This is a genomic window from Lentzea kentuckyensis (assembly GCF_002150765.1).
Classification (GTDB): Bacteria; Actinomycetota; Actinomycetes; order Mycobacteriales; family Pseudonocardiaceae; genus Lentzea; species Lentzea kentuckyensis.
In genome coordinates this window covers 13,856-28,526 of the sequence record NZ_MUYM01000041.1, presented here as the reverse complement: position 1 = coordinate 28,526, position 14,671 = coordinate 13,856, and the positions used below count along the sequence as shown (strand labels likewise).

General features: G+C 68.6%; 9 protein-coding genes. 3 read left to right on the top strand and 6 right to left on the bottom strand.

Going from position 1 to position 14,671, the window contains the following annotated elements; translation table 11 throughout:
* Position 1 precedes the first annotated feature (1 nt).
* Positions 2–2,518: a transglutaminase TgpA family protein gene (locus B0F77_RS20790; protein ID WP_086664610.1), complete on the top strand. Its 2,517-nt coding sequence runs from the start codon at positions 2–4 to the stop codon at positions 2,516–2,518.
* Positions 2,519–2,584: 66 nt separating this feature from the next.
* On the opposite strand, the gene B0F77_RS20785 is transcribed toward B0F77_RS20790, so the two are convergent.
* On the bottom strand, positions 2,585–2,980 hold the full coding sequence (locus B0F77_RS20785; protein ID WP_086664609.1) for a DUF3040 domain-containing protein: 396 nt from the start codon (positions 2,978–2,980) through the stop codon (positions 2,585–2,587).
* Between the two features lie 307 nt (positions 2,981–3,287).
* A complete protein-coding gene (locus B0F77_RS20780; RefSeq protein ID WP_086664608.1) occupies positions 3,288–6,431 on the bottom strand; it encodes a S8 family serine peptidase in 3,144 nt (1,047 codons plus the stop codon).
* Positions 6,432–6,683: 252 nt separating this feature from the next.
* Here B0F77_RS20780 and B0F77_RS20775 point away from each other — a divergent pair, with 252 nt between their 5' ends.
* Both B0F77_RS20775 and B0F77_RS20770 read left to right on the top strand, forming a co-directional pair.
* Positions 6,684–8,189 (top strand): M48 family metalloprotease, encoded by a 1,506-nt coding sequence (locus B0F77_RS20775; protein ID WP_086664607.1) that lies wholly within the window; start codon positions 6,684–6,686, stop codon positions 8,187–8,189.
* Between the two features lie 15 nt (positions 8,190–8,204).
* On the top strand, positions 8,205–9,305 hold the full coding sequence (locus tag B0F77_RS20770) for a DUF4034 domain-containing protein (RefSeq protein ID WP_086664606.1): 1,101 nt from the start codon (positions 8,205–8,207) through the stop codon (positions 9,303–9,305).
* A gap of 485 nt (positions 9,306–9,790) precedes the next feature.
* On the opposite strand, the gene atpD is transcribed toward B0F77_RS20770, so the two are convergent.
* Genes atpD through B0F77_RS20750 form a run of 4 tightly spaced genes read right to left on the bottom strand, consistent with a single transcriptional unit; the run spans position 9,791 to position 14,669 of the window.
* Complete coding sequence (gene atpD / locus B0F77_RS20765) at positions 9,791–11,227, bottom strand: F0F1 ATP synthase subunit beta (RefSeq protein ID WP_207310540.1); 1,437 nt, start codon at positions 11,225–11,227, stop codon at positions 9,791–9,793.
* Entirely contained in the window at positions 11,220–12,134 is a 915-nt protein-coding gene (locus B0F77_RS20760; protein WP_086664604.1) for a F0F1 ATP synthase subunit gamma, read from the bottom strand. Before B0F77_RS20760 ends, atpD begins: the two co-directional genes overlap by 8 nt.
* Positions 12,135–12,142: 8 nt before the next feature.
* Complete coding sequence (atpA, locus tag B0F77_RS20755; protein WP_086664603.1) at positions 12,143–13,789, bottom strand: F0F1 ATP synthase subunit alpha; 1,647 nt, start codon at positions 13,787–13,789, stop codon at positions 12,143–12,145.
* 46 nt (positions 13,790–13,835) lie between these two features.
* Positions 13,836–14,669, bottom strand: coding sequence for a F0F1 ATP synthase subunit delta (locus B0F77_RS20750; protein ID WP_211293905.1), 834 nt, complete (start codon positions 14,667–14,669; stop codon positions 13,836–13,838).
* Positions 14,670–14,671: the final 2 nt, after the last annotated feature.

Genomic DNA, 14,671 nt, shown 5'->3' with positions numbered 1-14,671 from the left:
GATGGGATCCCGTTCCGCTCCCTCGAAGGGCGCAGAGCCCGAGTGGTTCACGTCGGCGACGCCGTGGATCGCCGCGCTGTCGGTCCTGTGCGCCTCCACCGCGCTCTCGGGTGTGATCGAGGGCGACCTGTGGCTGGTGCGCATCGCCGTGGTGATCGTCGCGATCACCGTGACCGGCGCGTTCCTGCGGGCGACCCGGCTGACTCCGCCGCTGGTCGCGGTCGCGCAGGTGTTCGTGCTGTTGTGCCTGCTCACGGCGTTGCACACGCGGTCGGGCATCTTCCTGTTCATCCCCGGCCCTGACGCGCTGGGCGAGCTCGGCGACGTGCTCGCGGAGTCCGTCGCGCAGGTGCAGACCGGGGTTCCGCCGGTGCACGCGACGCCGGCGATCCAGGCGCTCGTGGTGCTGGCGATCGGTCTGGTCGCGGTGCTGGTGGACACGCTGGCCGTCGCGGCCGCGGCCCCGGCGGCGTCCGGATTGGTGCTGCTGTGCGTGTTCGCGGTGCCCGCGTCGCTGGCCGACGAGATGCTGCCGTTCTGGACGTTCATCCTGGGCGCGGCGGCGTTCGCGATGCTGCTCGCGGTCGACGGCCAGCACCGGCACCAGGCGTGGCGGGGCAGGCTCGGGTCCGGGTCGGCCAGCGGGTCGGGTAGTTCCGCGACCTCGGTGGCGAGCATCGCGATGGTGATCGCGCTGGTCGTCGGCGCCGGCTTCACGTTCGTCGGCACCGTCGGCAGGCTGCCGGGCGGAAGCGGTGGCGGTGGCGGCAAGGGCGGCATCGGGCTGAGCGAGATGACGTCGTTGCGCGGCATGCTCAACCGCGGCCGGGAGGTCGAGGTGTTCACCGTGCGCGGCCTGCCGGAATCGATGTACATGCGTGCGACCACGCTCGCCAAGTACGTGCCGAACAAGGGCTGGGAACGCGGTCTCAACCCCAGCGGGAACGCCGCGCGCGGCGAGTTGCCACTGCAGACGGGAGACCGCGGCGAGGGTTCGATCACGAAGATCAAGATCGAACCGAAGGAGTGGAAGAGCTACTGGCTGCCGACCTACGGCGCCGTCCGTCGCATCGACACCCCGGACGACGACTACAGCTTCGACCCGAAGAAGGGCGTGATCTACTCGCGGGCGGAGCGGGAGCCCGACCCGTACGAGATCGAGACGGTGCTCTCGACGCCGTCCAAGGAGGCGCTGCGGATCGCCCCTCCCGGCGGCAAGAACATCATCGAGCGGGACTACTTCGAGTACGACGGTGTCGAGCAGCCGGTGATCGACGCCGCGAAGAAGGCCGTCGACGGCGCCACCAACGACTTCGACAAGGCGGCCAAGCTCACCGAGTTCTTCAACAAGCCGGGCAGCGGGTACAAGTACGAACTGAAGACCCAGGGCGACATCACCAAGGACGCGCTGACGGACTTCGTGACCAAGTCCAAGGTCGGCTACTGCGAGCAGTACGCCTCCGCGATGGCCGTGATGGCCCGCGTGGTGGGGCTGGCCTCCCGCGTGGCGATCGGCTTCACGGGTGGTGTCGTCCAAGGTGAAGGGGCCAACACCTACCGCACGATCAGCACCAACGACGCGCACGCGTGGGTCGAGATCTTCTTCCCCAACTACGGCTGGATGACCTTCGACCCGACCCCGATCGACGACGGCCGCGGCGTCGTGCCGCCGTACCTGCGGGAGACCGCGCCGGGTCAGGAGGAACTGCCGACCGGCGAGAAGAACTCCGAGTCGGTGGTGCCGTCCGCGACCGGGTCGGCCAAGCCGTCCACCTCCGCCGACGGCGAGCAGGACACCGGTGACCAGTCGCAGGGCACGGCCGAGGACACCTCGAAGGACTGGGTCCCGTACGCGCTGATCGCCGTGTTCGCGCTCGCGCTGCTGGTCCAGTTGGCACGGATGACCCGTCTGGGGAGCAAAGTGACTCTCCCGGAGGACCATCGGCAACAGGGACACAAGCGCGACGGGCCGATGGTCGCGCTGCGGCGGACGAGCGGACCGATCTCAGTGGTGTTGTGGGCCCTCGTGCTGCTGCTCGCGGTGGCGTGGCTGTCGTACATCCTCATGGGAATCGTGCTGCTGCTGCTCGGCGCGGCCACCCCTATGGCGATCCGTGCGCTGCGCCGGCGCAACCGCCTGCACGAGGTGGCGAAGCTCGGTCCCAAGGCGGCCTCGGCGGCCTGGAGCGAGCTCATGGCGGAGTCGATCGACCGCGGCGCGCCCGTGCCGGTGGCCGAGACCATCCGGACCGCCGCGCGCCGGTTGGCCCGCGAGCACAACCTGGACGACGCGGGCAAGAACGGGCTGCGGACGGTGATCGGGGCGATCGAGCGGTCCTGGTACAGCGCGAACCCCGGCGCCGACCCGGCGCTGCCCGGTGCGCTGGCGGCGGTGCGACAGTCGTTGCGACAGAACGCCCCGCTGTCGTTGCGGGCGAAGCTGTTCCCGAAGTCGGTGCTGAAGCCGTCGCCCGCACCGGTGGCCGAGACGCCCGAGCGCGAGCCGGTCCCGGTCTAGTTCTCCAGCGGACAAGGCGATGGGCCCGCTCCCTCTCGGGGGCGGGCCCATCGCTTTGAGATCCGGTTACTGCTCTTCGTCGAAACGGCGGCGGAAGCGCTCTTCCATCCGTTCGGAGAACGAGCTGCGGCTGCGCGTCGGCTTGCCGTCCTCCTGCGCTCCTTCGGCCACCTGGTCACCGCGACGAAGTGTCGTCAGGGTGATGAGCGCACCGAAGAACATGAGCAGGAAGCCGAAGACGCTCACCACGGGGATGCTCGCGATCGAGAGCTGCGGGAGCGTCACTCCGATGATGAGTGCGGCCACGCCGACCACGAACAACACGATGCCTTGCACGCGGCGTCGCTTCGACGGCCGCCGCAACTTGGCGCCTCGTACGGTGGATGCGAACTTCGGGTCCTCGGCGTAGAGCGCGCGCTCGATCTGGTCGAGCAGTCGCTGCTCGTGCTCGGAGAGTGGCATCGTTCCTCCTCCGGCACAGCGGTCGCGGGCGCCGGGTGTTTTCGGTTTCCGCCGAACCCGGCGGACGACCCACCCTGGGGACGTCACCCCCCAGGATACGATCCGCGCGCCCCGGCGACTACCCAGTCGGCCTTCTCATACGGTCGGTTCTGTCACCATCATCCTCCTGGGGCAGTGGTGAGGCCTTTGTGAGGCACTTTTACGACCCTTCGGGCCCTTTCTTCACATTCGCCGGACCGTGCGTCTCGGTTCGCTGGAAAGCGTGATCCGGCCGGATCGTTCAGCCGGCCGGACCACCCCCGCTCGATCAGCTCGCGATCCGGTAGGCGCGGATGATCGTCACCTCGCCCGTGTCGCCCGCCGCGTCCGTCGTCCCGGCGCGCAGCGAAGCGAACTTCGCGCCCTTCGGGTGCTGCACGATCGCCTTGCCGCCGGCCACCCGCACCTGCTTCCAGGTCGCGCCGTCGTCGAACGACACCTCGACCGTGACGCGCTTGACCTTCGGCGTGTTCTGCGCCTGCTCGACCTTCAGCGGGACGAGCAGCACACGGCCGTGTGCGGTGTCCTTGTCGTCGAGCTTGGGCTGGAAGCGGACCACCGAGAGCGGCAGGTGCGTGATGTCGGTCGTGTGCTTGGCCTTGAAGGTCCAGGCACCGCTGACCTTCGTCGACAGCTCGGCGTCGCGGCTGTGCTCCATCTCGGCCCGGTACGAGCCTTCCGCGGCCGGGACGTCGAAGATCGCGGCCGGCCGGTCCGACTCGCCGAGCTTGGTGTTGTTGTGGAACAGCGTGGTCTTCGCGGTTCCGGTGAAGCTCCGGCCCTCGCCGCCGTTGCTGTCGGTGAAGAGCGGGACCCGCACGGCGATCTGGTCCTCGAGCCTCGCGAGGCCGAAGCCGGGTGCCTCCGGGACGGACGGGCCGAGGATCGCGGCACCGAACGTCTGCGCGTACTTCTTGCCGCCCTTGAAGGAACGCGAGGGCGCCTCCGTCGAGTACTCGGTGTTGTTGTCCGGGCCGATGCGGTCGTAGATCCAGCTCCACTTGCCCGTCACGGTGCTGACGAGGTCGACGGCGCGGCCGCCCGCGGGCACGTCGGTGAACCAGCCGAAGCCGCCGCTGTCGTCGATCGGGTGCGGCAGCACGGCCACACCCTGCTTGCGGCCCTCTCCCGCCGGGCGGAAGCCGCTGGTGATCTCGGCCAGGTCGGTCGCCTTGGCGGTGCGCTCGTAGCCGGTCGGCATGCCCTTCTCGGTGTACATCAGGCGGTAGCTGACCGGGGTCTTCTCATCGCGTGGCGTGCCCCTGAGCTGCTCGGCGAACGTCGTCAGGACACCCGGCACGTCCGGTCCGAGCCGGGCGGTGAACACCTGGCCCGCCAGTCCGTCGAAGAACGCCCAGCCGTGGCCGAACGGGCTGCCCGCCACCTGCGTGCTGTACGAGACGGTGCCGATCACCCCCTTGGCGGCCGGGTCGGGGGTCTTGAGCGCCACCGGCTTCGCCTTGCGCGCGTCGAGCGTGATCGAGGCTTTGCCAGTCACCTGGAACTTCGGCTGCACCATGAACGCGACCTTGAAGTCCGGGCTGATGACTCCGCTGTCCAGGACGTACTCGCCCTTGGGCAGCCGGATGTTCTTGGCGCCCACCGAATATCCCTTGCCGGTTTTGGTGTTGATGAACACCGTGCCGTGGTTCTCCGCCGGGTTGCCGTCGAAGCCGAGCACCGAGACGCCGACGTCGTAGCTCTCGACCTCGCGGTTGACGCTGACCAGCGTGCGCAGGCCGTTCGACGCGACGATCGCGCCGCTGTAGGCGCCGTCGGCCGCGTTCACCTTGGTGTCAGCGGTGATCGTCGCCTTGGCCTCGCCGCCGGCGGGGACGGTGACCTTCGCCGGTGACACGGTGAACAGACCGGCGGGCGAGGGCTTGCCGTCCGGTCCGGTGATGTCGGCGCTCAGGTCGAGCGTCACGGGTTCCTTGCCCGGGTTGCGGTAGGTGACCTCGCGGACGACCTTCTGGTCGTCGTCGTGCGGCCACTGCTGGACGCCGAAGTTGATGTTGCTCGGCTCCGCGATCGCCTGCTGCGCCAGCATCTTCGGCACGTCGACGCGTCCGGTGCCCTGATCGAACGGCTTGAGCGCCGGGTTGGCCCTGGCCGACGCCATGACCGTCGCCTTGAGCCGTGTACCCGTCCAGTCCGGATGCTGCTGCTTGAGCAGCGCGACGACTCCCGCGACGTGCGGCGTCGCCATCGACGTGCCGGACATCGCGACGTGGCCCTGCGTCCCGGCTTCGGCCGCCACGATGTCGACGCCGGGCGCGGTGACGTCCGGCTTCACCGCACCGTCCGCGGCGGGGCCACGGCTGGAGAACGGCGCGATGCCGTCGTTGCGGTCCACGGCACCGACGGTCAGCGCGGACTCCGCGCTCCCCGGCGAGCCGATCGTCTCCGGGCGTCCGGAGTTGCCCGCCGCGATGACGAACAGCGTGCCGGTCTGGGCCGAGATGCGGTTGACGGCCTCCTCGATCGGGTCGATGTCCGGGGTGTCACCACCGCCCAGACTCATGTTGATGACGTGCGCGCCCTGCTCGGCCGCCCACTGCATGCCGCCGAGGATCGCCGACTCGGTGCAACCACCCGGCCGGCACACCTTGCCGTCGAGGATCTCCGCGTCCGGCGCGACACCGCGGTACTTCTCGCCCTTGCTGGCGATCGTCGACGCGACGTGCGTGCCGTGCCCGACCTCGTCGGTGTTGTCCGGCGAGTCGGTGAAGTTCTTCTCGGCGGCCTGCTTGCCCTGCAGGTCCGGGTGTTTCTCGTCGACGCCCGTGTCGAGCACGGCGACCTTCACGCCCTTGCCGGTGACACCGGCCTGCCACGCCTCGGGCGCGCCGATCTGCTTGGTGCTGCGGTCGAGCGTCACCTTGCGGACGCCGTCGAGCCACACCTTCTCGACCGCGCCACCGCGCAGTGATTCCCAGGCGCGGCCCGACTTCTCGACCGAACCGGTCACCAGATCGGCGACGGACTCCTTGGCGCTCAACGCGGTGATGCCCGATCGTGCGCCCGCCGCCGGCCGCACGATCACGGGCACCGAGTCGCGGCGCGCGTCGTCGTAGCCGAACTCGGCCAGCGACGTCACGTCGAACAGCCTCGGGTCGAGCTTTCCGTTGGCCACCAACGCGACCGCGTCCGCGGGCACGACGTGCTGGTGCCCGTCCCGCGTGAAGGTGCGCACGGGAAGCTTCTCCCGCCCCTGCCCCGGCACGTACCGCACGACGCGGTTGCCGGCCAGATCCACCCGGTCGCCGGTGATCAGCGTGACGCTGTGGTCGCGCTGCCCCGGTGCCGGTTCCTCCGCCCGCGCGACAGCAGCCGTCACCGTGGTGACAAGGCCTGCCGACAGCGCGAGCGCGGTGATCCCCCGACGGGCACCTCTTTGCCCTGCTCTCACTGGTTACCTCCAGTGTTCGATGAGGTGTTGCCTCAGTGACCGTAGGGACACTGAGCGTCACCCCACCTCCTTCTGAAGGTCGGAGGTGGTGACCGCGATCTCATCCCGCAGAGGTACGCGGACTGACCGATCGACCGGTTGACACACCCGCAGCGGGTTTGACGTTGAGTCGTGACCGTCCTTTCGTGCACACTGCGTGCTGCCGCCATCTGCGTGCGGCACTGGGGGCTTTGGGGGAAGGTCGCTTTACTCATGCGTGTTTCATTGCGTGCTGCCATCGCTGTCGCGCTTCTCGTCGGCTTCTACGTGCTCGCGTTCGGGCTCATCGGCGGACTCCTCGCGCTGGAGACGTACGCCCTGATCAACCGGCCGTTCGTCGGCCTGAAACTGGCGTTCTTCGTCGCACCGGTGGTGTTCGCGCTCGTCAAGGGCCTGATCTCGCTGGAACGCCGCGCGCAGGAGGAGGTGCCCGGCACCCTCGTCACGCCCGCGGAGCAGCCCGCGCTCTGGGACCTCGTCCGCCGCCTGGCCGCCGACGTCGGCACCCGCCCGCCGGACGAGATCCGGATCCTCGCCGCGGTGAACGCCGGCGTCGCCGAGGACACCCGCTTCCTGGGTCTGCGCGTGCTGAAGCGCAGGATGTTCATCGGTGCTCCCCTGCTCACCTCCTTGACCGAGAAGCAGCTCATCGCCGTGCTCGCGCACGAACTCGGGCACTACGCCAACAAGGACACACGCCTGGCGGGCGTCGTGGTCTCCGGCCGCAACGCCATGCTGCGCGCCGGTTCCCACATGAACGCCGAACACTGGTTCCAGCGCATGATCGCCAAGCTGTTCCTGGGTTACGCCAAGCTCTACCTCCGTGTCTCCCAGGCGATCAGCAGGCGCCAGGAGTTCGCCGCCGACCGCTTCTCCGCAACGCTTGCGGGCTCGTCCGCCGCCGCCTCGGCCCTGCGCGAACTGCCCGTGGTCGACGCCGCGTGGGACCTCTTCACCAACCGCCACCTGACCGTCGCGTGGGAGCTCGGCTACCTCCCCACGACGTTCTTCGACGGCTTCACCCGCCTGCGCACCTCCTCCGAACTCCACGAGGAGCTGGAGCAGATTCGCCAACACCCGACCGACCCCGACCGCGGCCCGTACGACTCGCACCCGCCGCTGCAGGACCGCATCACCGCCATCGAGGCCATGAACCTGGAGCCCGAGTCGGGCTGGGGCGACCGCCCGGCGATCGAACTGCTCGCCGACCCGATGCCGTTGCTGGACACCGCGGTGCTGAACTCACTGGTGTCCGACGCCGACCAGAAGGAACGCGTCGACTGGGCCACCCTCGGCCACATCGGCGCCCGCGCCCGCGTGGTGCGCGGCACCCAGCGCCTGCTGCAGTCGGCCGCGACCGCGATGAACCAGCCGCCGTCACTGACGACCGTGCTCGACGCCCTGGACGCGGGCCGCCTGGCCGACCTCGGCTCGCACGAACCCGGCAGCCGCGACGCCGGCACCCGAGCCCGCCGCGAAATGGCCAGGGGCGAGGTCCTCCCCGAGCTGTCCGCGTTGGTGGCACTGGCCTTCTCCGACGCGGGCCTGGCTCACTGGGAACTGGACTGGCTGGGACGAACCACCTTCGTCACCTCCTCTCACGACTTCGACATGGCCGACCACCTCGACACCGCGGTAGCCGACAACGGCGGCACCGAGGGCCTGCGGAGCGCGCTGGCCACCGCCGGCGTGGCCCTCGACTACCGCCCCGCGAACTGATCCCTGGAGAACCCCGTGGTGCTCTCACTTCTCTTCAAGCCCAAGGAACTCATCACCGTCATCCGGCTGATGCGCGAGGCCAAGCGCCTGGGCGTGGAGATCGACGAACTCCCTTCCGAGGTAGTGGCAGCCCACGTCCTCCCCAAAACCCACCCGGAGCGCTACGGCCTGGTCCCCGACGCCGACGTGACCTGCGAGTCGCCGATCGAGGACCTGGCCCTCGCCGCCGTGAAGGACGACGTCCGCGCCGGCAACTGGGAAAACGCCGCCGACCTGGTCACCGCCACGCACGGCGACTGGGACCGCCGCCAACGCGTGGTGTGGGCCCTCGCCGACCTGGCCGCCAAGGACGACACCTGGATGAAGGCCTGGCAGGACGCCCGCCCAGGCGACCCGCACTGGCTTGTGGTGCACGCGATGTCACTCGTGTCCCTGGCCTGGGACATTCGCGGCAGCGCCAGGGCTTCCGAGACCACCCGCGAACAGTTCGAAGCCTTCCACCGAGTCCTGTTCGAGGCCCGCGAGGCCGCAGGCGTGGCAGCCTCCGTACTGCCGGACGACCCGACCCCGTTGAACACCCTGCTGACCCTCGCGCGCGGCCTGCAGGTGGACCACGACGAGTTCCGTGCGATCTGGACGGAACTGGTGTCCCGGGATCCGTTGCACCACAACGGACACCAGCAGGCCCTGCAGTACTGGTGCCGCAAGTGGCACGGCTCCGACGAACTGGCTTTGGAATTCGCGCTGGAGGCCGCAGCCAAGTCGCCGAAGTTCCTGGCGTTGCCGCTGCACGCCGCTTACGAGGCGCAGAGCACGACGCCGGACATGTGGAAAGCACCTTCGGTGGTCGCCTCCTTGGACGGGTTGCTGGGCCGGCTTGTCGATGAGGGTGCGGACACGTATGCGCTGCGGGATGACCGTGGGTACGCGGCTTTCGCGTTGATCCAGCTGGAACGGTTCGAGGAAGCCGTGGGGCAGTTCCGGGCACTGGGAGAGCTGGCGGATGCCGGACCTTGGGACTACTTCGAGGATTCCCGGCTGACGTACTTGAGCCTGCGGGGCTTGGCGGTCAAGGCGATGTCGAAGGGCAAAGGGGCCAAGGCTCCGGCCCGGTAGGGACTGGGGTAGGGATGGAGCCTGCCGCGCTGGGCGACATGCGGGTGGGTTGGCAGGAAGCCCACCGCACAGGACGACAAGCGGCTGGGTTGGCAGGAAGCTTGCCGCGCTGGGTTGGCCGGAGCGTCTGCCGCGTGGGGTGAGAATCGGCTGGGTAGCGGTAGGCGCCTACGTGTTGCGATTGGGGCTTTACCTTGAGGGGGCGGGATGCTTCCCTCGTGGGCTCGGCCGGGGCGCGTTTCACCCTGGCTTTGAGGCCGTCTATGCGTCCCGCCAGAGGCTCGAGGTCAAGCTCCAATCGCAATCGTCGCACAGCGGCGATGGACTCCCACGCCCTCGGTAAGGCCCGCGCAACCACCCTCGCAAGGCGACTACCCGCGAGCACGGCGACCACCCCGCTGGAACGTGACCGGCCCCCACACAGCCCAAAGGGCCGCCCTCTCCACAGTGGAGAGAACGGCCCTTCAGAAACAGCCAGACCTAACTCAGTTGCCGGCCAGCTTCTTGGCGTTGGCCTCGACGTCGTCCAACCCGCCGCAGGAGAAGAACGCCTGCTCCGGGAAGTGGTCGAACTCGCCCTTGCAGACCCGGTCGAACGCCTCGATCGTGTCCTTGATCGGCACGAACGAACCCGGCTGACCCGTGAACTTCTCGGCCACGATGAAGTTCTGGCCGAGGAAGCGCTCGAGACGACGGGCGCGACCGACGAGGACCTTGTCCTCTTCGGACAGCTCGTCCATACCGAGGATGGCGATGATGTCCTGCAGCTCCTTGTACTTCTGCAGGATCCGCTTCACCTCCTGCGCGACCCGGTAGTGCTCCTCGCCGACGATCGACGGCTCGAGGATTCGAGACGACGACGACAGCGGGTCGACAGCCGGGTAGATGCCCTTCTGGGAGATCGGACGGGAAAGCTCCGTCGTCGCGTCCAGGTGGGCGAAGGTGGTCGCCGGCGCGGGGTCGGTGTAGTCGTCCGCGGGCACGTAGATGGCCTGCAGCGAGGTGATCGACTTACCGCGCGTCGAGGTGATGCGCTCCTGGAGCTCACCCATCTCGTCGGCCAGCGTCGGCTGGTAACCCACGGCGGAGGGCATACGACCGAGAAGCGTCGACACCTCGGAACCCGCCTGGGTGAACCGGAAGATGTTGTCGATGAAGAGCAGCACGTCCTGGTTCTGCACGTCGCGGAAGTACTCCGCCATCGTGAGAGCGGACAGCGCGACGCGCATACGCGTGCCGGGCGGCTCGTCCATCTGACCGAAGACGAGAGCGGTGTCCCCGAGAACACCCATCTCTTCCATCTCCAGCAGCAGGTCCGTGCCCTCACGGGTGCGCTCACCGACGCCGGCGAACACCGACGTACCGGAGAACTCACGAGCAATACGCGTGATCATCTCCTGGATGAGCACGGTCTTGCCGACACCCGCGCCGCCGAACAGGCCGATCTTGCCGCCCTTGACGTACGGGGTGAGCAGGTCGATGACCTTGATGCCGGTCTCGAGGATCTCGGTCTTGCCCTCGAGCTGGTCGAAGGCGGGCGCCTTGCGGTGGATGCCCCACTGCTCGCCGTCGCGGCCGAGGCCGGGCGAGTCGAGGCAGTCACCGAGGGCGTTGAAGACGTGGCCCTTGACGACGTCGCCGACCGGCACCGAGATCGCGGCACCGGAGTCGGTCACGGTGGCACCGCGGACGAGGCCGTCGGTCGGCTGCATCGAGATGCAGCGGACCAGGTTGTCGCCGAGGTGCTGTGCGACCTCGAGGGTCAGCGTCTTGGCGACCGCCTCGAAGGTGATCTCCGTGTGGCAAGCGTTGAACAGCTCCGGCACGGCGTCGCGCGGGAACTCCACGTCGACGACCGCACCAATCACCCGGACCACACGGCCGGTGCGGGTGGTGGTGGCAGTAGCACTCATGTCACTCATCACTTCCTGCGCCACCGGTAAGCGCGGAGGCGCCACCGACGATCTCGCTGATCTCCTGGGTGATCTGGGCCTGACGGGCCGAGTTCGCCGCCCGGCTGAGGTTCCGGACCAGCTCCGTCGCGTTGTCCGTCGCGGCCTTCATGGCCGTACGACGAGCAGCGGACTCCGAAGCTGCCGCCTCCAGCATGGCGGAGAACAGGCGAGTCTTCACGTACTTGGGCAGCATCGCACCGAGCAGCGCCTCGGCGCTGGGCTCGAAGTCGTACACCGCGCGCGGACCCTTGGGGGCCTCGCCGGTGTACTCGACCTCCATCGGCGCGATCCGCCTGGCGGTCGGCGTCTGGCTCAGCATGGACTTGAACTCCGTGTACACGACGTGGATCTCGTCCACGCCCTGCGCACCGTCCTCCGTGCCCTCCAGGAACGCCTCCACCAGCGCGTCACCGGCTTCGACGGCGTTGATGTAGTTCGGGGTCTGGGAGAACCCGCTCCACGAGGCGGTGACCTCGCGGCGCCGGAACGTGTAGTACCCGATCGCCTTGCGGCCGGTCACGTACAGCACCGGCTCCTTGCCCTCGGACTTGATCAGCTGGATCAGCTGCTCAGCGGCCTTGAGGACGTTGGCGTTGTAGCCACCGCACATGCCCTTGTCGCTGGTCACGACGAGGATGGCGGCGCGCTTCGGGTTCTCGCGTTCCGTCAGCAGCGGGTGGTCGAGGTTCGCCGAGGCCTCGGCCAACGCGGAGAGCACGTTCGTGATCTCGTCCGCGTAGGGACGCGAGGCCGCGACCCTGGTCTGCGCCTTGGCGAGGCGAGACGTGGCGATGAGCTCGTAGGCCTTCGTGATCTTCTTGGTCGAGTTGACCGTTCGGATCCGCTGGCGGAGCTCCCGAATCTGTGCGCCCATGGCTCAGATCACTTCTTGGTGGGCTCGGGCTTGTGGAGCTTCACCGATTCCTGGGCGACCTTGTCGGCGTCCATCGCCTTCTCGGGCGCCTCGTTGACGATCGTCGTGCCGTCAGAAGCGGTGAACTGCTTCTTGAACTCGGTCACGGCGGCGACAACGCGCTTCTGGGCGTCCTCGGGGAACTTCTTCGTCTCCACGATGCCGCCCAGCAGGTCGGCGTGGTTGCGACGGAGCGAGTCCTTGAAGTCCGCGACGAAGCGGCGGATGTCGCCGACGGGGACGTCGTCCAGGTGACCCTTGGTCGCGGCGAAGATCTCGACGACCTGCTCCTCGACGGGCACCGGCGAGTACTGGCCCTGCTTGAGCAGCTCGACCAGACGGGCACCGCGGTCCAGCTGGGCGCGCGAGGCGGCGTCGAGGTCGGACGCGAACGCGGAGAAGGCCTCCAGCTCGCGGAACTGCGACAGGTCGAGACGCAGCGAACCCGCGACGTCCTTCATCGCCTTGATCTGCGCGGCACCACCGACGCGGGAGACGGAGATACCCACGTTGACGGCCGGGCGGACACCGGCGTTGAACAGGTCGGACTCGAGGAAGCACTGACCGTCGGTGATCGAGATGACGTTGGTCGGGATGTACGCCGACACGTCGTTCGCCTTGGTCTCGATGATCGGCAGACCCGTCATCGAACCGCCGCCGAGGTCGTCCGACAGCTTCGCGCAACGCTCGAGGAGACGCGAGTGCAAGTAGAAGACGTCGCCGGGGTAGGCCTCGCGGCCCGGCGGGCGGCGCAGCAGCAGCGAGATCGCGCGGTACGCCTCGGCCTGCTTGGTCAGGTCGTCGAAGATGATCAGGACGTGCTTGCCCTGGTACATCCAGTGCTGGCCGATGGCGGAGCCGGTGTACGGCGCCAGCCACTTGAAGCCGGCCGAGTCAGAAGCGGGGGCGGCGACGATCGTCGTGTACTCGAGTGCGCCCGCCTCCTCCAGCGCGGTCTTGACGCCCGCGATGGTGGAGCCCTTCTGGCCGATGGCGACGTAGACGCAGCGGACCTGCTGCTTCGGGTCGCCCGACTCCCAGGCCTTCTTCTGGTTGATGATCGTGTCGATGCAGACCGCGGTCTTGCCGGTCTTGCGGTCACCGATGATCAGCTGACGCTGACCGCGACCGATCGGGGTCATCGCGTCGATGGCCTTGATGCCGGTCTGCATCGGCTCGGACACCGGCTGACGCTGCAGCACGGACGCCGCCTGCAGCTCCAGCGCGCGGGTGTCGTCCGCGACGATGTCGCCGAGACCGTCGATCGGCTGACCCAGCGGGTTGACGACGCGACCGAGGAAGCCGTCGCCGACCGGCACGGACAGGACCTTGCCCGTCCGGCGGACCTCCTGGCCCTCTTCGATCTTGTCGAAGTCACCGAGGATGACCGCACCGATGTTGCGGACCTCGAGGTTCAGGGCGACGCCGAGGACGCCACCGGGGAACTCGAGCAGCTCGTTGGTCATCGTGCCCGGAAGGCCCTCGACGATGGCGATGCCGTCGTAGGTCTCGGAGACGGTACCGACCTCTTCCCGGCTGACCTCCGGGGAGTAGCTCGAGACGTACTTCTCGATCGCACTGCGGATCTCGTCCGACGAGATCGTCAGCTCCGCCATGTCGTTCCTGCTCTCACTTCTTCGTTCTTGGGAAAGGGCTCGGGGGCTAGCTGGCGAGATTGCGGCGCAGTGCCGCCAACCGGCCGGCGATGCTTCCGTCGATGATCTCGTCGCCGATCTTGATCTGGAGACCACCCGCGAGCGAGGCGTCCACCTCGACGTGCAGGGCGATCGGGCGCGAGTAGATCGTGGTCAGCGTCGCGGTCAAGCGGTCGACCTGCTCCGCGGTCAGCGCCACCGCGGACCGGACGTGCGCGACGGAACGCTGACGGCGCTTGGCCGCCAGGTCGGCGAGTTCGCCGAGGCCGTTCGCGACGCGGACACCGCGCGGGTGGCGGACCAGCTGGTCCACCAGCGTCTTGGTGACCGGGCTGACCTTTCCCTCGATGAGGGTGTCGACCAGCGCGACCTTGCCGTCGACGGCGCCGGCGGGGTCCGCCAGCAGGAGCTCGAGCTCGTTCGAACCCGCCACGATGCGGCCGAGCCGGAACAGCTCGTCCTCCACCGAGTCGAGCTGACCGTCGCGCTCGGCACGCACCAGCAGCGTCGTGCGGGCGAGCGACTCGACGCCGTCGACGAGCTCACGCGGGCTGGACCAGCGCGCGGTCACGACGGCGACCAGCACCTGCAGCGTCGCATCGCTGACCTTGCCCGCGAACAGACCGCGGACGAGCTGCTCGCGACCGGCGGGCTCCGACGAGGCGTCGGCGGCCGCGCGGCGCAGCGAGGGTTGCTTGATCAGCAGGCCGAGCACGGCGAAGAGTTCCTCGCCCAGCTTGGCGAACTCGGCCGTCGACGTGGTGGCGTCGGCCAGCTCCAGCAGCCGCAGTTCCGCGGCTGCCAGAGCTTCACGACTAGCGGCATGCAACGTCATCGGCAGCC

Bases quoted from the DNA above. Each gene is read 5' to 3' on its own strand.
- atpD (WP_207310540.1), bottom strand. From the start codon at position 11,227: ATGAGTGACATGAGTGCTACTGCCACCACCACCCGCACCGGCCGTGTG.
- atpA (WP_086664603.1), bottom strand. From the start codon at position 13,789: ATGGCGGAGCTGACGATCTCGTCGGACGAGATCCGCAGTGCGATCGAG.
- B0F77_RS20760 (WP_086664604.1), bottom strand. From the start codon at position 12,134: ATGGGCGCACAGATTCGGGAGCTCCGCCAGCGGATCCGAACGGTCAAC.
- B0F77_RS20775 (WP_086664607.1), top strand. From the start codon at position 6,684: ATGCGTGTTTCATTGCGTGCTGCCATCGCTGTCGCGCTTCTCGTCGGC.
- B0F77_RS20785 (WP_086664609.1), bottom strand. From the start codon at position 2,980: ATGCCACTCTCCGAGCACGAGCAGCGACTGCTCGACCAGATCGAGCGC.
- B0F77_RS20790 (WP_086664610.1), top strand. From the start codon at position 2: ATGGGATCCCGTTCCGCTCCCTCGAAGGGCGCAGAGCCCGAGTGGTTC.